The 21647-nt window shown below is 62.9% G+C and carries 24 protein-coding genes; 13 read left to right on the top strand and 11 right to left on the bottom strand.

What is annotated here, in order from left to right:
* The first annotated feature begins 78 nt into the window (after positions 1 to 78).
* The 5 genes from HGP13_RS13095 to HGP13_RS38730 all read left to right on the top strand — a co-directional run bounded on the left by HGP13_RS13095 (position 79) and on the right by HGP13_RS38730 (position 5248).
* A complete protein-coding gene (locus tag HGP13_RS13095; protein WP_172225748.1) occupies positions 79 to 720 on the top strand; it encodes a TetR/AcrR family transcriptional regulator in 642 nt (213 codons plus the stop codon).
* A gap of 47 nt (positions 721 to 767) precedes the next feature.
* Positions 768 to 1064 carry an HlyU family transcriptional regulator gene (locus HGP13_RS13100; protein ID WP_172225750.1) on the top strand — a complete coding sequence of 99 codons (297 nt, stop codon included), beginning with the start codon at positions 768 to 770 and terminating at the stop codon, positions 1062 to 1064.
* Positions 1065 to 1195: 131 nt separating this feature from the next.
* Positions 1196 to 3634 carry an FAD-dependent oxidoreductase gene (locus HGP13_RS13105; RefSeq protein ID WP_172225753.1) on the top strand — a complete coding sequence of 813 codons (2439 nt, stop codon included), beginning with the start codon at positions 1196 to 1198 and terminating at the stop codon, positions 3632 to 3634.
* A gap of 184 nt (positions 3635 to 3818) precedes the next feature.
* Positions 3819 to 4793, top strand: coding sequence for a deoxyribodipyrimidine photo-lyase (locus HGP13_RS13110; RefSeq protein WP_348647135.1), 975 nt, complete (start codon positions 3819 to 3821; stop codon positions 4791 to 4793).
* On the top strand, positions 4697 to 5248 hold the full coding sequence (locus HGP13_RS38730; RefSeq protein WP_348647144.1) for an FAD-binding domain-containing protein: 552 nt from the start codon (positions 4697 to 4699) through the stop codon (positions 5246 to 5248). Before HGP13_RS13110 ends, HGP13_RS38730 begins: the two co-directional genes overlap by 97 nt.
* A gap of 85 nt (positions 5249 to 5333) precedes the next feature.
* Here the strand turns inward: HGP13_RS38730 and HGP13_RS13115 are convergent, their stop codons facing one another.
* Both HGP13_RS13115 and HGP13_RS13120 read right to left on the bottom strand, forming a co-directional pair.
* Positions 5334 to 5954, bottom strand: coding sequence for a ChrR family anti-sigma-E factor (locus tag HGP13_RS13115; protein WP_172225756.1), 621 nt, complete (start codon positions 5952 to 5954; stop codon positions 5334 to 5336).
* A complete protein-coding gene (locus HGP13_RS13120) occupies positions 5951 to 6502 on the bottom strand; it encodes a sigma-70 family RNA polymerase sigma factor (protein WP_246707351.1) in 552 nt (183 codons plus the stop codon). The genes HGP13_RS13115 and HGP13_RS13120 overlap by 4 nt, the downstream gene beginning before the upstream one ends.
* Positions 6503 to 6824: 322 nt before the next feature.
* On the opposite strand from HGP13_RS13120, the gene HGP13_RS13125 reads away from it, so the two are divergent.
* The gene (locus HGP13_RS13125; protein WP_210266358.1) at positions 6825 to 7694 is read left to right on the top strand and encodes a hypothetical protein; all 870 of its coding nucleotides are present in this window, start codon (positions 6825 to 6827) and stop codon (positions 7692 to 7694) included.
* A gap of 50 nt (positions 7695 to 7744) precedes the next feature.
* Positions 7745 to 8284 carry a sigma-70 family RNA polymerase sigma factor gene (locus tag HGP13_RS13130; protein ID WP_172234689.1) on the top strand — a complete coding sequence of 180 codons (540 nt, stop codon included), beginning with the start codon at positions 7745 to 7747 and terminating at the stop codon, positions 8282 to 8284.
* A gap of 119 nt (positions 8285 to 8403) precedes the next feature.
* Here HGP13_RS13130 and HGP13_RS13135 read toward each other — a convergent pair whose 3' ends face one another.
* From HGP13_RS13135 to HGP13_RS13155, 5 genes are all read right to left on the bottom strand, one after another.
* Entirely contained in the window at positions 8404 to 9210 is an 807-nt protein-coding gene (locus tag HGP13_RS13135) for an ATP-binding cassette domain-containing protein (RefSeq protein WP_172225759.1), read from the bottom strand.
* Positions 9210 to 10307: an ABC transporter permease gene (locus HGP13_RS13140; protein ID WP_172225762.1), complete on the bottom strand. Its 1098-nt coding sequence runs from the start codon at positions 10305 to 10307 to the stop codon at positions 9210 to 9212. The genes HGP13_RS13135 and HGP13_RS13140 overlap by 1 nt, the downstream gene beginning before the upstream one ends.
* Before the next feature lie 155 nt (positions 10308 to 10462).
* Positions 10463 to 11419: a sugar ABC transporter substrate-binding protein gene (locus HGP13_RS13145; RefSeq protein ID WP_172225765.1), complete on the bottom strand. Its 957-nt coding sequence runs from the start codon at positions 11417 to 11419 to the stop codon at positions 10463 to 10465.
* 113 nt (positions 11420 to 11532) lie between these two features.
* On the bottom strand, positions 11533 to 12432 hold the full coding sequence (iolE, locus tag HGP13_RS13150) for a myo-inosose-2 dehydratase (RefSeq protein WP_172225768.1): 900 nt from the start codon (positions 12430 to 12432) through the stop codon (positions 11533 to 11535).
* Positions 12429 to 13541, bottom strand: a complete 1113-nt coding sequence (locus tag HGP13_RS13155; protein WP_172225771.1) for a Gfo/Idh/MocA family oxidoreductase — start codon at positions 13539 to 13541, stop codon at positions 12429 to 12431. The genes iolE and HGP13_RS13155 overlap by 4 nt, the downstream gene beginning before the upstream one ends.
* A gap of 97 nt (positions 13542 to 13638) precedes the next feature.
* On the opposite strand from HGP13_RS13155, the gene HGP13_RS13160 reads away from it, so the two are divergent.
* Positions 13639 to 15108: a PLP-dependent aminotransferase family protein gene (locus HGP13_RS13160; protein WP_172225774.1), complete on the top strand. Its 1470-nt coding sequence runs from the start codon at positions 13639 to 13641 to the stop codon at positions 15106 to 15108.
* A 60-nt stretch (positions 15109 to 15168) separates the two neighbouring features.
* Here the strand turns inward: HGP13_RS13160 and HGP13_RS13165 are convergent, their stop codons facing one another.
* Complete coding sequence (locus HGP13_RS13165) at positions 15169 to 15627, bottom strand: Lrp/AsnC family transcriptional regulator (RefSeq protein WP_172225777.1); 459 nt, start codon at positions 15625 to 15627, stop codon at positions 15169 to 15171.
* Positions 15628 to 15799: 172 nt separating this feature from the next.
* On the opposite strand from HGP13_RS13165, the gene HGP13_RS13170 reads away from it, so the two are divergent.
* On the top strand, positions 15800 to 16540 hold the full coding sequence (locus tag HGP13_RS13170; protein WP_172225780.1) for an AzlC family ABC transporter permease: 741 nt from the start codon (positions 15800 to 15802) through the stop codon (positions 16538 to 16540).
* Complete coding sequence (locus tag HGP13_RS13175) at positions 16537 to 16836, top strand: AzlD family protein (protein ID WP_172225783.1); 300 nt, start codon at positions 16537 to 16539, stop codon at positions 16834 to 16836. Before HGP13_RS13170 ends, HGP13_RS13175 begins: the two co-directional genes overlap by 4 nt.
* Before the next feature lie 54 nt (positions 16837 to 16890).
* Here the strand turns inward: HGP13_RS13175 and HGP13_RS13180 are convergent, their stop codons facing one another.
* Entirely contained in the window at positions 16891 to 17523 is a 633-nt protein-coding gene (locus tag HGP13_RS13180; RefSeq protein ID WP_172225786.1) for an FMN-dependent NADH-azoreductase, read from the bottom strand.
* Positions 17524 to 17633: 110 nt separating this feature from the next.
* On the opposite strand from HGP13_RS13180, the gene HGP13_RS13185 reads away from it, so the two are divergent.
* A complete protein-coding gene (locus tag HGP13_RS13185; RefSeq protein ID WP_172225789.1) occupies positions 17634 to 18593 on the top strand; it encodes a LysR family transcriptional regulator in 960 nt (319 codons plus the stop codon).
* On the opposite strand, the gene HGP13_RS13190 is transcribed toward HGP13_RS13185, so the two are convergent.
* Positions 18526 to 19152, bottom strand: a complete 627-nt coding sequence (locus tag HGP13_RS13190; RefSeq protein WP_172225792.1) for a TetR/AcrR family transcriptional regulator — start codon at positions 19150 to 19152, stop codon at positions 18526 to 18528. The two genes, HGP13_RS13185 and HGP13_RS13190, sit on opposite strands and share 68 nt — an antisense overlap.
* 66 nt (positions 19153 to 19218) lie before the next feature.
* Here HGP13_RS13190 and HGP13_RS13195 point away from each other — a divergent pair, with 66 nt between their 5' ends.
* Positions 19219 to 19644 (top strand): VOC family protein, encoded by a 426-nt coding sequence (locus tag HGP13_RS13195; protein WP_172225795.1) that lies wholly within the window; start codon positions 19219 to 19221, stop codon positions 19642 to 19644.
* 9 nt (positions 19645 to 19653) lie between these two features.
* Here the strand turns inward: HGP13_RS13195 and HGP13_RS13200 are convergent, their stop codons facing one another.
* Entirely contained in the window at positions 19654 to 20604 is a 951-nt protein-coding gene (locus HGP13_RS13200; RefSeq protein WP_172225798.1) for a trypsin-like peptidase domain-containing protein, read from the bottom strand.
* 168 nt (positions 20605 to 20772) lie between these two features.
* On the opposite strand from HGP13_RS13200, the gene HGP13_RS13205 reads away from it, so the two are divergent.
* Positions 20773 to 21645, top strand: coding sequence for a S1C family serine protease (locus HGP13_RS13205; protein ID WP_172225801.1), 873 nt, complete (start codon positions 20773 to 20775; stop codon positions 21643 to 21645).
* Positions 21646 to 21647: the final 2 nt, after the last annotated feature.

Here is a 21647-nt window from a genome sequence, read left to right on the forward strand (position 1 = left end):
CTATGGTAAACGAAAGGACGATCGTGGTTCGAAACACTTGCAGCCTGGGCCGAGGCTCGGGCATCTACAAGGACAAGCATGGCACTGGACAGGGAAGAAACAGGGGAGCGGGTGCTGGCGATTGCCGAGGTGCTGCTCAACGAGGGCGGCATGGGCAATCTGAAGGCGAGGACCATCGCCGAGCAGGCGGGCATCTCGGTGGGCTCGGTCTACAATCTGTTTTCCGATCTCGACGGGGTCCACCGTGCCGTCAACATGCGGCTGCTCGACCGGCTGGGGGCGGCAGGAGCGGCGGCGATGGCCGATCTCGGCAAACGCGGCATCACCGATGTGCGCCAGCGCCTGCTGGCGCTGGCCGGCGCCTATGTCCGCTTCGTCGAGGCGCATCCGGGCAGTTGGCCGGCGTTGCTCGCCTTCAACAGGCGGCGCCCGACGCTGAGCGAGCCGGATGCATATGAGGCGCGGCTCGACCAACTGTTCGAGATCATCGCCCAGGTGCTCGCCGGCGGCGACTTCGACCTCGACGACGATACGCGCCGCATCGCCGCGCGCACGCTGTGGTCAAGCGTGCATGGCATCGTCACCAGCGGTTATGCGGCCAGATCAGTGCGCCGGCAGGCCGACGAGATCGACCAGCAGATCGAACTGCTGGTCGCCGTCTTCATCAGGGGGCTGGAACGCGACGGCACATTCGCGCATGCTGGGACGAAAACGTCATGAATCGCGAACGGACCGCGGTTTGCAGGGCGAACAAGGAGATTTGAGCGATGTCTTTTCTGAAACGTCTTTTCGGCGGTGGCGGCGGCGGTGAGGCGGCCGAGCCCAAAAGTGCGGCACCCGTCAAGCAGGTCGAGCACAAGGGTTTCCTGATCAGCGCCACACCCTACAAGGCCGAAGGCCAGTACCAGACCTGCGGCGTCGTCTCCAAGGAGATCGACGGCGTGATGAAGGAACACAAATTCATCCGCGCCGACCGCTTCGCCGGCCTCGACGACGCCGTCGACATCTCGATCAAGAAGGGCATGCAGCTGGTCGATGAGCAGGGCGAGCGGATTTTCGGGTAGGGCGCTGGGCCGGGCGCTGCCTGCATAAATCCAGCTTATCATCATCCTTAGTTTTTGAAGACGTTACACGGCCTTTCCTCGCCTGTAGCTTCGACGCTGCACAGTGGAAATGACTGGGATTTGGTGGGTCGATGCAGACACATGCGCGGGTGGTCGTTGTTGGCGGCGGGTGCGTTGGTGCGGGCATCCTTTACGGTCTGGCAAAGCGCGGCTGGACCGACGTCGCACTGCTCGAACGCACGCAGTTGACGGCCGGCTCGACCTGGCATGCGGCGGGCCTGGTCCCATCCTATGCCCGCAACATTAATATCGGCCGGATGATCAACAAGACCATCGAGATCTATGAGGGGCTCGAGGCCGAAACCGGGCAGCCTGTCGGATGGCACAAATGCGGCCAGTTGCGCATCGCCAATTCCAGGGACCGGCTCGACGAGTACAAGAGCTATATGAGCGTCGCCGACGTCCAGGGCATGCGGGCGCATTTGCTGTCGCCGGCGGAGGCGAGGGCGCTGTGCCCGCTTCTCGACAACAAGCATATGCTGGGCGCGCTTTATCATCCCGATGACGGCCATATCGCTCCGGCCGACGTGACCCATGCCATGGCCAAGGGCGCGCGGGATCTGGGCGCCAAGATCTACCTGAACACCGAGGTCACCGGCTTTCAGCGGACCGCTGCCGGCGAATGGCGGGTCCAGACCAGCAAGGGCGACATCATTTCCGAGCATGTGGTCTGCGCAACCGGCAATTACGCGCGCCAGACCGGCGCGCTGCTCGGCCTCGACATCCCCGCCATCCCGATCCTGCACCAGTACTGGATCACCGAGCCGGTGCCGGAGATCGTGGAGCGCAAGCGTGCGGGACGTCCCGAAATGCCGATCCTGCGCGACGAGGGTTTCGAGGGTTATCTGCGCGAGGAGGGCGACGGCTTCATGTTCGGCCCCTACGAGCGGACCGAACACCTCAAGCTGTTCGCCGAGGACGGCGTTCCCGCCTGGTTCGGAGCCGATCTCGTCGAAGAGGATTTCGAGGCCGTGTCGTGGAATTGGGAGCAGGCAACGCAGCTTGTGCCGGCGCTGGGACGCGCCGGGATCAAGGCCAATGTCCGCGGTCCTTTCCAGATGACGGCGGACGAGCTTCCCCTGATGGGGCCGGCCTGGGGCCTGCCCAATGTGTGGCTGGCCGAGGGCGTGCCGGGCGGCATACTGTGGGGCGGCACGATCGGCTATTACCTGTCGGAGCGGATCGTCGAGGGCGGCAACAGCCTCGACACCTCCGATCTCGACCCACGCCGCTTCGGCGACTACGCCAACAAGGCCTGGACGCGCGAGAAGGTCCGCGAGGCCTGGGGCACGCATGCGGAGCAGAAATACCCGGGACAGGACATGCCCGCCGCCCGACCGCAGAAGACCGCGCCATCCTACGCACGGCTGACCGAGCTCGGTGCGGTCTGGGGCGTTCTCAACGGCTGGGAGATGCCCAACTGGTTCGCGCCCAGGGGTGTCGAGGCCAAGGACCAGTATAGCTGGCGCTGGACCGCCAAGGGCGTGTTCGTCGGCGAGGAAGTGCAGGCCGTGCGCAACGCCGTCGGCCTGGTCGAGATGACGCCGATGACCAAGTTCGAAGTGTCGGGGCTAGGCGCGGCTATCTGGCTCGACAGGATCCTCGCCAACCGCTTGCCGGCGACCGGCCGGGCTGTGCTTGCGCATCACCTCGCGGCGGGAGGCGGCGTGCAGTCGGAATATATGGTGGCGCGCCTTGGTGAAGACAATTTCTATCTCATCTCGACGCCGCGCGCCGAACGCTGGAATTTCGACGATCTCTCAAAACTGCTTCCGGCCGATGGCAGCGTCGGCCTGAAGAACGTCACCAACGAGCGTGGCTGCTTCACGGTCGTCGGGCCGAAGGCGCGCGACGTGCTCCAGCCCCTCACCGAGATCGACCTGTCGAACGGGGCCTTTCCCTGGTTCGGCGTGAAGACCGGTAGCGTGGCGCTTGCCAGCGACGTGCGGCTGCTGCGCGTCAACTATGAAGGCGAACTCGGATGGGAACTCTATCACCCAATAGCCTACCAGCGGCAATTGCTAGACGCGATCCTGAGGGAGGGCGAGAAGCACGGCCTGCGGCTCGTCGGCCTGCATGCGCTGGAATCGCTGCGCCTGGAGAAATCCTACCGCGCCATGTACCGCGACATGAACCCGGAGCTCAACGCGCTGGAGAGCGGGCTCGAACGCTTCATCCGCCTCGACAAGGGCGATTTCGTCGGGCGCGATGCGGTGCTGAAATACAGGGACAAAAACGACCAGCGCCGGTCGGTGACGCTCAGGATAGAGACCGACGGCGCCAGCACGCTTGCCAGCGAGGGCCTTTACATCGGCGGCGAGCTGGTCGGGCGCATCACATCGGGCGGCTATGGCTACACGCTCGGACATGATGTGGCGCTGGCGCTGCTGCCCGAACGTCTCAGCAAGCCCGGCACGAAGCTCGACGTGGCCATCCTGGGGGAATGGAAGACCGCTGAAGTCATCGCGGATTCGCCCTACGATCCCAGCTCGGCCAGGGCGCGGATGTAAGGCGCATCTGGTATCAGGTGTTGCTGTTCCCGGTGCCGCAAAGCTTTCCCGGAACCAGGGCAAGATCGAAGTTCCTGGCTTAGATATGGTATTGTCGCCACCGGGCGCCGTGGCGGCTCTCGTGTAACTTGTTGGCAAAATCAATCGCTAGGATAATTTGAATTCTCAGTAGCAACGGATCGCAATGACCATCACCCCGGCGCCAATCATCGTCCTCTTCCGAAACGATCTGCGGGTGTCGGATAACGGTGCGCTCGCGGCCGCCAGCGCCACAGGCAAACCCGTTGTGCCGCTGTTCATTCTTGACGAAGGGCAACAGGATGCGCGTCCGGCAGGCGCCGCCAGCCGCTGGTGGCTTCACCATTCGCTTTCAGCGCTGGGAAATTCGCTCGGGCTACTGGGAGCACCGCTCGCCATCCGGCAGGGGGCGACGAAAGAAATCGTCGCGGAGACAGCAAGGACTACTGGTGCTGACTCCGTCTTCTGGAACCGGCGATATACTCCCGTGAGCATCGCCGCCGACACGGCGCTGAAGTCCGAGTTACGCGCAGAGAGGTTTCAGGCAGAAAGCTTCGACGGCTTCCTGCTGCACGAGCCGTCTCGGCTCATGACGCGATCGGGCGACTTCTACAAAGTGTTCACGCCCTTCTACAACCGGCTTGCGGAAGACGAATTTCGAGATCCGTTTGACGTGCCGACCTCGATTGTCGCGTGGCAGGGCAAGCTGACCTCAAACAAGCTCGATGAGTTCAAGCTTCTACCCAAAAGCCCTGATTGGTCGTCCGGCCTTGCCGAACGATGGCAGCCCGGTGAACAAGGCGCGGCAGACCGGTTGGCGACTTTTCTCGATGATCGGCTCGGCAATTATACCGATAGTCGGAACGTGCCCGGTGTCCAAGGGACCTCGGGGTTGTCACCGCATCTCGCGCACGGCGAAATCACACCGTTCCAGATAATGGCGGCCTTGCGGCGCAGGCGCGGTGAAGGCGCACAGACCTTCCGTAAGGAACTCGCTTGGCGGGAGTTCTCATTCATCTGCTTTTCAATCGGCCAAAGCTGCAAATCGAAAATTTTCGGTCCGAGTTCGATGCATTCGATTGGAGAAGCGCGCCGGCGGCGCTCAGGGCGTGGCAGTCCGGGCGAACTGGCTATCCCATAGTGGACGCCGGAATGCGTGAACTCTGGCAGACCGGGTGGATGCACAATCGGGTCCGCATGATCGCGGCGTCGTTCCTTGTCAAAGACCTTCTCATCGACTGGCGCGATGGCGAGGAATGGTTCTGGGATACGTTGGTGGATGCGGACGCTGCCAACAATCCGGCCAGCTGGCAGTGGGTGGCCGGATCAGGCGCCGACGCCGCTCCTTATTTCCGGATTTTCAACCCGATACTTCAGGGTGAGAAATTCGATGCGGATGGCAGTTACGTCCGGCGCTATGTCCCGGAACTGGCAAAGCTGCCCGACCGGTATGTGCACCGCCCATGGGAAGCTCCCGCTTCAGTTCTGAAGGAGTGCGGAATCACCATCGGCGAGAATTACCCTTCGCCAATCGTGAACCATTCAGACGCCAGGGAGCGCGCGCTGGCCGCCTACCGCGAGACACGAAGCAATTAGGATCAGTCGCGAACCATCCATCATTATTCGAGGCGAGGAATAGGTCGCGGCAACGTCCAGCAGAGCGGGGCATGGGCAGCGCTCGCTAAAGCCTGAGCAGTGGCTGTATGATGCGGCCAAGCCGGCTTTGAAGCACGATATTGCCCTGGAGTGCTACGATACAGATGCAAGGGTCGCCGTCACATACGGTCGGCTTGTGCTCCATCGTCTCGTCGGCCTCGTCGAAGTCGCCAGGGCCATAGCGGCCGAACTGGTGTTCGAATGCGCCTTCAAGCACGCATGTCCATTCGTATCCGGTATGCTTGTGGTGTGGCAGCTTGGTTCCTGGCGCCGCCTTCAGCATGAACACCTTGATATTCGAGACTTCAGGCACCGACACCGAACGTTGGCGCACACCCGGCCCGACCCAACGCCATGGCCCAAGCTGGTAGCGGCCAAGTGGTTCTTCGGGCATCTTGTCAGGGGCAGCGGAGTTCTTCTCGATCAGGCGCAACACGTTGCGCAGCGCACCTGGCTCCAATGACACGGGTGTTGCCTGTTCAAGAAGCTCGCCACCGATCGCCTCGTACCCGCCCTCCTTGCGGCTGCAGGCGGCACACAAGGACAGATGCATCGAAACGACAAGCCCGCGCGCTTCATCAAGCGTGCCGGAAGCAAAGGCCGCGAGGGTCTCGTCGGTCGGATGATGGGCAATGGCCTCAGTCATTTCAGCTCACCAACTCTGTCTCTCAACCTTTGCAAGGCAAGCCTGATCCGCGACTTGACGGTGCCCAGCGGGATGCCGAGGAGATTTGCGATTTCGGCGTGTGCAAGGCCATCGAAGAATGAGAGGCGAATGACGCGCAACTGTTCATCCGGCAGTGCTACTATCGACGATCTGACATACGCCTCACGCTCGGCGACGAGCAGTTGACTCTCAGGCTCGTCATTGTCTTGCTCTTCCAGCATGCCATCTTCCTCGGCCCATGTAGTGGCGCGGCCTTCGCGGCGACTCTCATCGACGCTGATATTGCGGGCGATCGCATAAACCCAAGCCGACGCAGTCGCTCGCTCGGGATCATATTGTGCAGCCTTGCGCCAAAGTTTGATCAATGTTTCCTGTGCCAGATCCTCTGCACGGTCACGACTTGCGCCGCGCCGTATCATCATCGCCTTGATGCGCGGCGCATAATGTTCGAACAGTTCCGCGAACGCGTCGCGATCCTGACTTGCCGCGACACGCCTGATCAGCCGGGCTGGATCGAATTCCACCATCGTTCTGCTATACGCTCTATCCTGCTCCGGCTGGCAAGGCAGCGTTATGAGTTTCTCGACTCCATTACGCACCACGCAGTCTTTTGGATCACTGATTTCATCCGCTTCTGACTTTCAGATCACTTTTGTTCGGCCAGCCATCCGTTTTTCAGCGAGTTGTGATCCATTTCGGTACGGCAACCGTATTGAAACAGAGATAATCAGAACCCTGTGCTCCGATGGTAGCCCATCAGAAGGCAAGTATGCGTGGTGATCGCCAGAAGGTGTCGGCCGACGCCAGTTGGCGCACACTGGTCAAGAGTGCAAACGGAAGAGCCTGGACATGCCAAATGTTGTCTTGATCGTCGGCAGCGCACCAGATGCGGTTCGATGCGGAGATTGGCCCAGAGCGGCGTTTTCCTCGATTGTCGTCATAAACAATGCCTGGCGCGTGCGGCCTGACTGGGACTACCTGATCCACCCTGACGATTTTCCCGATGACCGCCTGCCGAGCGATGAACGTTCCGGAATGGCTTCGATCATAAAGTCGAATGCCTTCGTCCCTGCCCAGAACGCATTCGGTGGGTTTGTGTATGCGGGCGGCACAATGGCCTTCACCGCTGCCTATTGGGCTCTGAAGGCCCTCAAGCCGGATGTGATGGCGTTCCTGGGTTGCGATATGATTTATCCCAAAAACGCGCCGACGCATTTCTATGGCGTTGGAACAGCTGACCCGCTGCGCGACGACGTGACATTGAGGGACTTGGAGGCGAAGTCTGGAAGGCTCTTCGCCAAAGCCCTGCGTTACGGAACAGTCTGTCTGAACCTTTCAAATCTTCCTGAAAGTCGTCTCGCCATACCGCGGGTGACCCTGCGGTTTATCGAGCGACTTACCTCGGTTCGGATCAAAGCGCTCAAGGCGATGCTTGAAGGCGCCGTCGATCCGATTTCCATCGAGACCGCCGACACACTCGAGGCTGAACTCGGGTATTTTGTTGAACATGGCAGATACTGGGAACACGCGTCGGATTTCGATGAAGCCGCGCTGGAGAAAATCGATCACCGCTGGCGTTCATCGGTAGACCAACTGCCAGCGTCGGTTGCTCCGAGCGACGCTTGCTGGGGACACGGTCGGGCGCGCAAGGCCGATATTGATCAACAAGAGCATCGGGTTAGTCGCGACGTCCCCTCTCATCCTGTCGAAGGCGCGTAGGTCGAAGTGGCTGGAGGACAGGAGCCTCTTGGGAGGAGGGCGGCGTCATGCTGACTCGAGACGAAATAACTAAGCTCATCTTGCGAACGAGCATGCGTGATCGGGCTGCGTTCGATCTACTCTACAAGCATACGTGCGCGAAATTGTTCGGTGTATGCCTGCGTATTTTGGGAGACAAAGGGGAAGCCGAGGAAGCGCTGCAAGAAGTCTACGTAAAGATATGGACCAAGGCTGATCGATATGCGGCCTCGGACCTCAGCCCTATCTCCTGGCTTGTAGCGGTTGCCCGTAATCATTCGATCGATCTTATCAGAGCGCGCCGCCCTCCAGCTGTCGACCTGGCGGCGGCGAGCGATATAGCCGACACGACCCCGTGGGGCGAGGAATTGCTGATTGAAAGCGACCAGCAGGCCAGTGTTGCCCGATGCATCGACAGCTTGAGCAAGGACAAAGCCGCAGCGGTCAGGGGCGCGTATCAGGAGGGCGTCTCCTACGCAGAGCTTGCAAAGCGTCACAACGTGCCGCTCAACACAATGCGAACCTGGCTTCGGCATAGCCTGATCAAACTACGGGCGAGCTTTGAGGAATGACTTTAAGAATGGAGCCAGGGCGAGCTTGGCTGTCTTAAGGAGATCGTTGTTTGGGTGGACATGCTGAAGCTCCGGCTGTGGCCAAAAAGTCGGCATTCAGCTTCGTTGTTCGTCCGCTCCTACGCCGAGCCTGAGTTCGAAACACTCCTGGCCGACTTTGCCAGTTCCTGTTCCAGATCCACCAGTTCCTTGCCGCCCGCCATCAGATTGAGCAGCTGATCTCGGGTGATTTCGCCCTTGGCGTAGGTGCCGGTGCTTCTGCCGCGCTTCAGGAGCGTGAAGCGGTCGCCGACGACATAGGCGTGGTGAACGTTGTGGGAGATGAAGATGACGCCGATGCCGCGTGCCTTGGACTGCACGATGAGCTTCAGCACCACGGATGCCTGGTGGACGCCCAGCGCCGATGTCGGCTCGTCCAGGATCAGCACCTTGGCGCCGAAATAGACCGCACGCGCAATCGCCAGGCATTGGCGTTCGCCGCCCGACAGCGTGCCGACCGGCTGTTCGGGATCGCGCAGCTGGATGCCCATCGCCGACATCTCGTCATAGGCGGTGCGGTTGGCGAAATCGGCATCGAACTGGCTGATCGGCCCGAACTTGCGCATCGGCTCGCGCCCGAGGAAGAAGTTGCGCGCCACGCTCATCAGCGGCACAAGCGCCAGGTCCTGGTAGACGGTTGCAATGCCGCTGTCGCGCGTATCGGCGGGCGAGGCAAAGCGTGTCGGCTTGCCCTGCACGCGGATTTCGCCTTCGTCCGGCGTGTAGACGCCCGACAGCGTCTTGATCAGCGTCGATTTGCCGGCGCCATTGTCGCCGAGCAGGCAATGCACCTCGCCGGGGCAGACATCGAAGGACACGTCCTTGAGTGCCACGACCGAGCCGAAATACTTGCTGACGGACTTCAGTTCGACATAGGGCTCGGCCATCACCGGCTCCTCATGGCACGGTTGCGCACATAGCTGTTGAACAGCACCGCGATGACCATCATGGCGCCCATGAACAGCTTGAACCAGTCGGTGTCGATGCCGGTGTAGAAAATTCCCATCTGCACGACGCCGAAGATCAGGGCGCCGAACATGGCGCCGATCGCCGATCCGTAGCCGCCGGTGAGCAGCGTGCCGCCGATGACGACGGCAATGATGGCCTCGAACTCCTTCTGCGTGCCGCGCAGCGTGTCGGCCGAGCCGGTGACCAGCACCTGGATCGCCGCGAACAGGGCAGCCGCGAGTGCCGTCATGACGAACAGCGTGATCTTGGTGCGCGCCACCGGCACGCCGAGATTGCGCGCGGCATTGGCTTCGCCGCCGGCGGCGAAGATCCAGTTGCCGAAGCGGCTGCGCGTCAACAGCCAGGTGCAGGCCAGGGTCAGCACGATCCACCACACGATCGATACCGGAATGCCCGAGATCGAGGGCAGGCCGTCGGCCCGTTTGCCAATCAGGCCGATGTTCGAAAGCCAGGCGATCAGGCCGGAAAACACCTGTCCGGAGAACAGGCTGTTGAGCGGATCGTTCTGCGCCAGTTCGTGCACGCCCGACACCTGGGTCCGCCCTGATATGCCGCGTGTCAGGCCAAGGGTGAGGCCGCGCAGCATGAACAGGCTGCCGAGCGTCACGATGAAGGAGGGCAGTCCGGTCCTGACGACGGCCAGCCCGTTGAGCGCGCCGATGCCGCCGCAGACGGCGAAGGTGAACAGCAGCGAAAGCCAGATCGGCCAGCCCCAGAACACGGCAGGGATAGCGATGAGGATGCCGGCAAAGCCGATCATCGAGCCGACCGACAGGTCGAACTCGCCGGCGATCATCAGCAGGGCCACGGGGGCGGCGAGAATGCCAAGCTGGGCCGAGACTTCGAGGAAGTTGATGATGCCCTTGGCACTGAACAGTCCCGTGCCCCCCGCCGTGATGGCGAAGAAGACGAAGACCAGAACGGTGCCGGCAGCCGCGCCAAGTTCCGGCCTGCTCAACAGGCGGCTCAGGCGTGAGACGGACCGGACCCGCTCGTCGCGAATCTCTGAAACCATTGCTGCGTGATCCTCACCTAGAGCCGTTCATCGTTTCACGGAAACGCCGAACGGCTCTATCTCCTTGCTTGACGCAATTCCGGACGGAAAACCGTAAACACTTTTCCTGGAATTGCTTGAGTGAAGCGGCCGGGGCCGGACCCCGGCCGCAAGTATTAGCGCTTGCCGAGTTTCGACAGCTCGATGACCGAGGCTGCGGTGTCCTTGGTGACGAAGCCGGGACCCGTCGGATAGTCGGCGATCGGCATGATCTTGTACTTCTTCCAGAGATCGAACATCGCGACCGGGATGTAGCCCATGGCATATTGCTGGGCGTCGATGCCCCACTCCATCTTGCCTGCGACAACGGCCTGCAGGATCGTCGGCGAAAGATCGAACGTGCCGGTCTTCACCTTGCCCGCGAGGCCCAACTCGTCAAGCGCGGCCAGCGTCGGTTCGGCGCCGCGGGCGCCGACGGCGAGGATGAACTGTGTATCGGCATGAGCGGTCATGTAGGCGATCACGCGGTTCTTCATTTCGGTCGGGTCGATGACGCCGTTCATCACCGGAACGTCGACGCCCAGACCCTTGGCAAAGCCGGCGCAGCGGTCGTCGAGGCTCGAATTGCCGACCTCATGGTTGGCGCAGACCGCCTTGGTGAGGCCGAGCACCTTGATGCGCTCGCCCGCCATGACGCCCGCCTGGAATTCATCCTGCCCCATGAACAGCAGGCCGCCAAGGTCATGGGTGAGCTTCGAGCCGCCGGAATCGATGACGATCACCGGGATGCCGGCGGCGACGGCGTTCTTGACTGGAGTTGAGAGGGCCGCCGCATCGGGGATCGAGACGACCATGCCGTCGGGCTTCGAGGCCGCGATGGCGTCGATCATCTGCCCCATCTTGGCCATGTCGAAGGTTTCGGGCGCCAGATATTCGGCCTTGACACCGAGCGTCTTGGCGGCATCGTCCATGCCGTTCTTGACGACCGACCAGTAGGGGTCGCCGCTCTGGCCGTGGGTGACGAACACCACCCGCGTTTCGTCGGCGGCCGCAAGGGTCGTGGCCGCCGCCATCATCGTGAAGCCGGCCAGCAGGCCGAGCGCAGGCTTTGCTAATTTCGCAAGCGAAAACATAGAACCTCCTGTTTGTTTTCCGCCGCCGCAATTACGGTCGGCGGTCCAGTTGCCCCTTCATTCCAGTCTCATTCATCAGCACTGGTTCCCCGGAGGCCGCATGGCGGCCTCGATCATTCAATGACGTCAAATCCGGCTTGCCGCGCCATGCGCGACAGGTTCTGGAATCCCATTGTCGCATAGGTCAGCGGATTGGCCTTGCTGGGATCCTGCTCGGCCTCGACGACCAGCCAGCCGCTGTAGCCATGGTCGGCCAGCACGCGCAAAATAGTGGGGTAGTCGATAGAACCGTCGCCGGGGACGGTGAAGATCCCTTCCATGACCGCACCCATGAAACTCATGTCCTCGGCGCGGGCACGCTCGAGCACGGCCTCGCGGGCGTCCTTGCAATGCACATGCACGACGCGCTTGACCTGGGCCTTGATCAGGGCCAGCGGGTCGCCGCCCGAAAATATGGAGTGGCCGGTGTCGTAGAGCAGGCCGACCGCTTCGCCGGTGTGGCGCATCAGCAGGCCGACCTCAGCATCGGTCTCGACGATGGTCCCCATATGATGGTGAAAGGCCATGCGCACGCCGAAATCCGCCATCCGCTCTGCGAGCGCCGTCAGCTTGCGCCCATAGGCCGGCCATTCTTCCGCACTCAGTGCCGGGCGCTGCGAGATCGGCCCCCAGATGGCGTTGTGGCGCCCGCGCGAGGTGTCGGCATAGACGACATGGGTCGAGCCCATATCCTTCAAGAGCTGGAGATGCGGCATGATCGCATCCATCTCCGCATTGACGTCCTTCTCGTCGCAACGGCCGTCATACCAGCCGGAAATCACGGCAAGGCCATAGCGCTGCATGATCGGCTTCAGTTCAGCCGACCGGCGCGGAAACTTGCCGCCAAGTTCAGTGCCGGCATAACCGGCCTGCCTGGTTTCGCTGAGACAGACTTCAAGCGGCGTATCGCCGCCGAGTTCCGGCACGTCGTCGTTGGACCAGGTGATCGGATTGATGCCGATACGAACCTTCACGGGCGAACTCCTGATTGCTGGGCAAGGTGATGGCGGGCGAGGCCGGCCAGCAGCGTCATATCGCGGCGGGCATGCTCGGCGGTATTGCGCACGGCTGAGCCTTCGACGATCGCCGACCAGAACCCTTTGAGCTCCTCGACGAATGCCTCTTCGTAGCCACTGCGGATGTCGCGGCCGGAAAGCGTATGGCCGTCGCCGGTGCGCAGCGTCAGCCGCGTCGGCTGGTGGTTGAGATAGGGCGAGGGGAATTCCAGCTCGAGCGAAGCGTCGTCGAAGTAGAGCGTGATGCGCTCGCGATAATCGGGCAGCGCCGGAGTGGCGATGTGGACCATGTTCCACAGCGCCTGGCCGCCGAGCAGCCGCACGGAACCTTGGCCGCCTTCGCCTTTGGCGAAGAGCGAGGCGCCGACGATTTCACCATCGGCGACACCGAGCGCATCGAGCAAGCCATGGACAGCGTTGACGTCATGCACGATCGACGAACAATAGGCGCCGACAAAGCCGCGAAAGGCGTCGGGATCGTCCAGCCCCGGCACCGCGCGCGCCACCTGCTCGTGCTGCCTGGCTTCGGTCGAGGCAATCAACCCCGCCGCGACGTCGTCACCCCGGCAAGTGGAGGCGTGCCGGATGAAGGGCCAGGCATCGGGATCGTTGACCTCGACCGAAATGTAGCGAAGTGTGTGCGCCGTGCCGGGCAGCATTTTCAGTGCGGCCTCGTAGCTCGGGTCGAAACGCTTCATATAGCCGACCTGGAGTACCTTTCCGGCGCGATCCCTGGCGGCGATCAATTCGTCGATGTCGCCGGCACTGTAGCAAAGCGGCTTTTCGCAGAAGACGTGCAGGCCCCTGGCGAATGCCGCGAGGCTTTGTTCGCGGTGCAGCGCATCCGGCGAGGCGATGACCACGGCGTCAAGCGGCATGGCGAGCAGCGCGTCGAGATCGGCGAATGTTTCAAGGCCGAATTCTTCGCCGACAAAGGCGCGGACTTTTCGCGAAGGGTCGTAGAGGCCACCGATCTTGAACTGCCGGTGCAGCTTGAGCAGGTTCGGGATGTGCTCGACCTGAGCGACACCGCCCGCACCGATCACGCCCACCCTTATGCACTGCATCGGCCAGCCCCATCTGAACTCGAACGCTTTTTTCTTGAGCCTAAGACTGCTTTGGTTCCATTGTGAGAGCCAGATCCGATTGATTTTTGGGAACCAGATGAAGACCAGTTTTCCCGTCGACGGCATTGCGCTCGATCGCGACAGTCGTGCCAATCTGCACCGGCAGCTCTATGTCCAGTTGCGGGGCCTGATCGAACGGCGCGTGCTGCCGAGCGGCCACGCACTGCCCTCGACACGGGTCATGGCGCGGGATCTGAATGTTGGTCGCAACACGGTGATTGCCGCTTGCGACCAGCTGGCGCTGGAGGGGTATCTCGCCATACGGCCACGCAGACCCTCCGTGGTGATGGACCTGCCGACCCGTTCAGTGGCGGCGGAAGATGTATTGGTCGAAGACGCCAATCCGATATCTCGGCGCGGGCAGACGATGCTTGCCCAACCCTATCATCATGGCCGGCCTGGCATGCTGGCCTTTCATCCCGGCATGCCGGACCCGGACAATTTTCCGTTCAACACCTGGTCGAAACTGCTCAGCCGCCGCGCAAAATTCGCGCATATCGATCTTTTCGGCACCTATCACGTCAAAGGCTATCCACCGCTTTGCGAGGCGATAGCGCGTTATCTCACCGCCTCGCGCGGCGTGAAATGTACGCCTGAGCAGATCGTCGTCACCAATGGCGCGCAGTCGGCGTTCGACCTCCTGGCCCGGCTGCTGATCGATGACGGCGACACGGTGTGGATGGAGGAGCCGGGCTATTACGGCGCCGGGTCGGCCTTTGTCTCGGCCGGGGCGAAACTGGCGCCGCTGCGCGTCAGCAATACCGGCTGGAACCTTGATCCGCCGCCTGTCATTCCGCGCATGATCTTCGTGACGCCCTCCTGCCATCACCCGCTCGGCATCACCATGCCGATGGAGCAGCGGCTCAATCTGCTGCACATGGCCGAGACCTGGCGTTCGTGGATCATCGAGGATGACTATGATGGCGAATACCGTTTTCAGGGACAGCCGATTCCGGCACTGCAAGGCATCGGCGCGTCAGACCGTGTGGTCTATGTCGGGACCTTCGCCAAGATCCTGTTCCCGGCCATGCGCCTCGGCTTCATGGTGGCGCCCAAGGCGATAGACCATACGATCGTCTCGGCGCTGAGCGTGAGCGGCCAGTTCGCTCCCCTGCTGACCCAGGCAGCACTGGCGGATTTCATGAATGAGGGGCACTTCACCCGCCATCTCAGGCGCATGCGGCGTCTCTATGCGGAGAGGCGGCAGTTCTTCCTGGAAAGCGCGCAACGGCATCTCGGAGAATGGCTGGAATTCCATGCCACCGAATCCGGCATCCAGGTCGTCGGCATTTTCCGCGGAAGATGCAGCGACAGGGCGGTTGCCGAGGCGGCGCTCCAGCAGGGCATCAACGTCTCGGCGCTGTCGATCCAGTACCGTCACGGCACGGAGCAGAACGGTCTCGTCATGGGCTTTGCGGCCGCCGATGCGCAGACGACTGAGAAGACGATGCAGAAGTTTCGCGCCGTACTGCAAAGCCATTTTTCCCGCACGAACGATCCCGGATAAATCCCGGGATCATTCGTTGTCGTGAAGCGTGCTGTCAGGGATGGACCGTTTGCCGTCACCTCAGATCGGCAGTTCCGACGTGTATTTGATCGTCCAGCTGGGCACATCGGTCTTGACGTTCTGGACACCCTTGATGCGGCTCAGATGCTCCGACTGGAAGCGGCGATAGTCGTTGATATCGGCCGCCACCACGCGCACCATGGCATCGCAGTCGCCGAGCATCAGATAGCATTCCATCACTTGCGGCAGCTTGGCCACTTCGGTGGCGAAGTGCTCGATCGTGTCCTCGTCCTGCGTCTTCAGCCAGATCCGGGTGAAGAAGGTGAGGCCCTTGCCTATGCTGGCCGGATTGAGCACGGCGACATAGCGGTCGATGACGCCGGCTTCCTCCAAAAGCTTCACGCGCCGCAGGCAAGGCGAGGCCGACAGGCCGACCTCGTTGGCCAGATCGTTGTTGGCCATGCGGCCGTCGCGCTGCAGCGCCCGCAGGATGCGCCTGTCGATGTCGTCAAGCTTCATGGTGCTGAATTCCATCTTTTCAACGTATTGCGGCATTGGATGCCAAAATAGCGGCAAATACAACAATCTTCGCTACCAAATTGCGAGGCCAACTTTATATGGTTGCGTCGACACCATCACCATCTGAAGCCTAACCGGAAACGGTGGCCACGAGGCCAGCCTGTGGAAAATCATGAGCGTTTCTGAAGCAACATTGCCCGAGGCGATCGACGGCGGATCGGGTTCGGAGTTCCGGCGCGGGGTCACCTCGTGCTTGCCGGTCCTGCTCGGCACCATCCCCTATGCGCTGGTGCTAGGCGCGCAGGCAACGCAGAAAGGTCTCAGCGCCGTCGAACTGCCTCTGATGACCGGATTGAATTTTGCCGGCGGTTCGGAGTTCGCGGCCATCCAACTCTGGACGTCGCCGCCGCACATCGCGCTCATCGTCGCCATCACCTTTCTGGTCAACAGCCGTCACTTCCTGATGGGGGCAGCCCTTGCGCCATTCCTGGGGCATTTGCCGCAGCGCAAGGTGTTTCCGGCACTGTTCTTCCTCTGCGACGAAAGCTGGGCGCTCGGCCTGGCCGACGCCAAGCAGCGCGCCAGCGCCGGCATCACCCCTGCCTTCAGCCTGCGCTACTATATGGGCGCGGCACTGGCGATGTACCTGGCCTGGGTGGGTTTTACGGCGGCGGGCGCGCTGCTTGGCCCGATGCTCGGCGATGTCCAGCACTACGGTTTCGACATGGCGTTTCCGGCCGTCTTCCTGGTGCTGATGCGCGGCATGTGGAAGGGGGTGGCGGCGGCGCGGCCCTGGCTGGTCAGCCTGGGGGTCGCCGCCCTTGTCTGTCTCTTCGTTCCCGGCGCCTGGTATGTCGCGGCGGGCGCGGTGTCGGGGCTCGCGGCTGCCTGGCTGATGGCAGGTGACGCATGATCGATCCGACAACCCTTCTCACCATCGTACTGATGGCAGGGGTCACCTATCTCACCCGGATCGGCGGCTATGTGGTGCTGCGCAACCGCGTGCTCAGCGCGCGTGCCACGGCGGTGATGGAGGCGGCGCCGGGCTGCGTGCTGATCTCGGTCATCGCGCCGGCCTTCGTGTCGAGACATCCGGCCGATCTCTTGGCGCTGGCCATCACCTTCGTTGCCGCGACACGGCTGTCCATGCTGCCGACCGTTTTGATCGGAATCGCTTCGGCAGGCTTGCTCAGGCATTTCCTCGGCTGAAACGAAAAAGGCAGGCGTCAGGCGCCTGCCTTTCAGTTCAGATGATCGAGAGCCTTACGCAGCCGCAGCGACCTGCTGGCTGGCCACCACGGCGTCGACCTTGGCGGTCGCCTTGGCGAGCGCGGCGGCCACCGCGTCAGGGCCCATGCCAACGCCTTCGATGCGGATGACGTCGACATCGGTCATGCCGAGGAAGCCGAGCACGCCGCGCAGATAGGGGATGGCGTGATCGAACTGCACGGCCGCGCCTTCGGAATAGATGCCGCCCGAAGCCAGCACGATGTAAACCTTCTTGCCGGTGACGAGGCCCTTGGGGCCGCTTTCGCCATAGGCGAAGCTCTTGCCGGAGCGGGCGATGTGATCGACCCACGACTTCAGCGTCGAGGAGATGTTGAAGTTGATGAAGCCGGTGGCGAGGATCACCGTGTCGGCGGCGAACAGTTCGTCGAGCACGGCGTCGGAGACGCCGACAACCTCAGCCTGGCGCGGGGTGCGGGCTTCAGCCGGCGTGTAGATGCCGGTGGAATAGTCCGCATCGATATGCGGCAGCGGGTTGGCGACGAGGTCACGCACGACGAGCGTGTTCGACGGATCGGCGGCGACGAGCTTTTCGGCGAATTCGGTGGCGATGCGGGTCGAGTGCGAGGCAGCGCCGCGTGGGCTCGAAGTTACGAGAAGAATGGACATAGCGGGTCTCTCCAGTGGGAATTGAATTGTCCCGCCACATATGGGGCTATCGATCCATCAGATAAACTGGTATATTCTCTATACGATCCATCTATAAAATAGATACGCTGATGCAGCCTAACCCGACCCTCGACCAGCTTCAGATATTTGTCGCCGTTGCCGATACAGGCAGCTTCTCGGCCGCCGGCCGCAAGCTCAACCGGGCGCAGTCCGTCATCAGCTACGGCATCGCCAATCTCGAGGCGCAGCTTGGCCTGAAACTGTTCGAACGCGAAGGCACGCGCGAGCCGCAGCTGACCGAGATCGGCCGGGCGATGCTGGAAGATGCAAGGCGCATGATCGGCGTGCTGCAGCGCATCCGCTCGCGCGTCGACGGTCATCATCAGGGGCTGGAGGCCGAGGTCGCGCTGTCGGTCGACTCAGCATTGCCCTCGCCGGTGCTGGTGCGGGTGCTGAAGGCGTTCGAGGCACAGTTTCCGACCGTGATGCTGCGCCTGCATATCGGTACGCTCGGCCTGATTCCCGATCATGTCGTGAGCGGGCAGGCCGATCTCGGCATTGGCGGCCTGCTGGGTGAGGTCAACGACATTCACCTCGTGCGCATCGGCTTCATGTCGATCGTGCTGGCTGCCGCGCCCACCCACCCGCTGGCGCTGCTGCCGAAACCGGTGGCGATCGAGGATGCGCGCGAGCACACCCAGCTTGTCGTCACCGACCAATCCGAACGCACCAAGGGACGCGACTTCGGCGTCTTCGCCTACCGCACCTGGCGGCTGACGGACGTCCGCACCAAGCATATTCTGATGCGCGAGGGGCTGGGCTGGGGCGGGCTGCCGCGCTGGCTGATATCAGACGACCTGGCCACTGGCCGCCTGGTGGAACTCGACCTCGAACCTTTTAGCGAGGTGCGCTCGCCGATGTTTGCCATGTACCGTAACGACAGCACCCCGAAGCCGGCGGCGGCCTGGCTGATCGAACGGTTCAAGCGCGGGCTCGGCTGCTTCAACGAGTTCGAGCCGGGCGACGTGCCTGAGGAAGAGCCGGAGACAGCCCATCTATCAGCGCCATGAGCACTGCGCGATAGTCCTCGGCCGAGGCGCCGGCCTCGATGGCGAGTGCGGCGCGGTCGAAGGCGGAGGCTAGCAGCGCGGTGAGCGCTTCCGCCGGCAACCTCGTCATCCTATTGGCGCGCATCGCCGCGACTAGGCCCTCGCGCAGCGAGCGGCTGCCGTGGCGGTTGTCGATCGCATCCATGGCGGCGCGGCCAAGCACGGCAGGGCCATCAAGCAGCAACAGCCGCGTGCGGCCGGGCGCGCGCATGGCGGCGAGATAGGCGTCGGAGCCGGCGATGAGCGCATCGCGGGCTTCGAGCGAGGGTGGCGAAGCGCGGTCGATCTCTTCCGCCACCGCCTGCGCCTCCTGCTCGACCACGGCGGCAAACAGCGCCTGCTTGTCGGCAAAATGGTGATAGAGCGCGCCGCGCGTCACGCCGGCCGCAGTGACGATCTCCGGCGTGCCGGTCTCGGCATAGGATTTTTGCGTGAACAGTTTTCGCGCCGCCGCGATCAGGTCGGCGCGCGTCGCCTCGGTGCGGTCGCGGTTGGAACGGCGCGCGGAGTCCTGTTGCATACATGCAGCCTGTATGTTAATTCAATTTACATACAGACTGTATGCTATGCCCAGGGAGAAAGAAAGATGAAGACCACGAGCTATTACCCGGTGCTGATGACCGGCGACGTCGCCGGCACGGCCGCATTCTACGTCAGGCATTTCGGCTTCCAGCCGCTGTTTGAAAGCGACTGGTACGTGCACCTGCAGTCGGTCGACAACAAGCGCGTCAATCTCGGCATCGTCCAGGGCGACCACGAGACAATCCCGCAAGAGGGGCGGGGGCGCACGTCGGGCCTGCTGATCAATTTCGAGGTCCGCGATCCCGACGCGGTCTATGAGCGGATCCTTGCCGCCGGCCTGCCGGTGCTGCGAACGCTGCGCGACGAGCCCTTCGGCCAGCGCCATTTCATCACCAGGGATCCCAACGGCGTGCTGATCGATGTCATCAAGCCGATCCCGCCCAGCGAGGCGTTTCTGGCGCAGTATGCGGAGGGTGTTGCAGGGGTCTGAATAGAAACCTCAGCTCGCCCTTGCCAACGGCGTCACCGTCACCTGGCTGACGCCAGTGCGACGCACCACCGTGCACAGCGTTTCGCGGCCGATGCGCTCGGCGTCGAGCATGCGCACGAGGTCGTCGACACCGGTGACCGGGCGGCCATCTATTGCCGCGATGATGTCGCCTTCCTTCAAGCCGGCATTGGCAGCCGGGCCTTCCTTCTCGACGCTGCGCAGCCGCACCGCGGTGCTGGTCGACACCTGCGACAGAAGGGCGGCGCGGCGCGGCAGATTGGTGGTGTCGGCCGAAACGCCGATGAAGGCGCGGCGCACGCGGCCGAAGCGGATGATTTCCGAAATGACGAAATTGGCGGTATTGGAGGCGACGGCGAAGGCGATGCCTTGCGCGCCATGGATCATGGCGGTGTTGACACCGATGACCTCGCCGGCCGACGACACCAGCGGCCCGCCGGAATTGCCGGGGTTGAGCGCCGCATCGGTCTGGATGACGTCGTCGATCAGCCGCCCAGTCGAGGCGCGCATCGAGCGGCCGAGCGCCGACACCACGCCAGAGGTCACCGTCCATTCGAAGCCGAGCGGATTGCCGATGGCGATGGCGATCTGGCCGCGCCGCAGCCGCTTGGAATCGCCCAGTGGCGCGACATCGGCAAAACTGCCGTCGGCGCGCACCAGTGCAATGTCTGTGTCGGGATCGCGGCCGAGCACGCGGCCCTCGCTGGAGGCGCCGTCCGGCATCGAGACGCGGACCGTCTTGGCTTCACCGACGACATGGAAATTGGTGACGACCAGCCCGTCCGGTGCGATGACGAATCCTGACCCATGGCCGCCCTGGCCGCCAATACGCTCGATGCGGCAGACGGCGGGACCGATGCGGTCGACGGCATCGGCCACCGTCATCGAATAGGCGTCGAGCAATGTATCGTCGGGTTCTAACTTGGCGGCGGCGAGGGCCATGATCAGGCTCCGTGTTTTCGGGCGTAATGATGACTATATGTGCGGAGCGGCCGGAACCGCCGCGACCTGACCAGATGGCCAGTCAAACCAGCAACTAGCCGTCAGGCGAGTACCTGCGGGCGCGCTGCCGAGCGATATCTGGGGCATGAGAAAACCCAGGAGATATTCATGAGCGACTTCAATCTGAATGCATTTTCGCAAGCGATCGCCGATCTCGCGGCACAAGCGGCGCCGGCAACGGCGAGCTTCGCCACGCATCACCATCGCACGGCAAGCGCCTTCCATTGGGGCGACGGCTATTTCGTCACCGCCGAGGAGGCTGTCGAGGCCGGCGAGGAGATCGAACTGACGCTGGCTTCGGGCGAGACGGCGAAAGCCGAGCTGGTCGGCCGCGATCCTTCGACGGGTGTCGCCTTGCTGAAGCCCGCGGATGCGGGCACCGCGCCTGTCCTTGCCAAGGCTGATGCGGTACGGCCAGGCAATATCGCCATCGCCATCGGCAACAGCCGGGGCTCGGCGCTGGCTGTGTCGGGCTCGGTCGGCGAAGTCGGCCCGGCCTGGCGCTCGATGCGCGGCGGCACCATCGACCGGCGCATCAATCTCGCCGTCGGCGCGGGCGGCCGCTTCGAGGGCGGTCCGGTGCTCGATGCCACCGGCGCGCTGATCGGCATGCTGTTGTTCGGACCGCGTGGCCGGGCGCTGGTCATGCCCTATGAGACGATCGAGCGGGCGGTGGCGACGCTGCGCGAAAAGGGCCATGTCGCGCGCGGCTATCTCGGCGCCGGCCTGCATCCGGTGCGTGACCGTGACGCGCGCGGTGCGATGGTGATGAGCCTCGACGACAACGGCCCGGCCAAGGCCGCTGGCCTGTCGCTGGGCGATATCATCGTGGCGTGGAACGGCGAGGCGGTGCATGGTCCGCGCGACCTGATCCGCAGGCTCGGGCCGGACAGTGCGGGCGTCTCTGTAACCCTTGGCGTGGTGCGCGGCGGCGAACAGCGCGATGTTGCGTTGACCATCGGCGAGAAGCCGCTGAGCTGAGA

The organism is Mesorhizobium sp. NZP2077, assembly GCF_013170805.1.
Classification (GTDB): Bacteria; Pseudomonadota; Alphaproteobacteria; order Rhizobiales; family Rhizobiaceae; genus Mesorhizobium.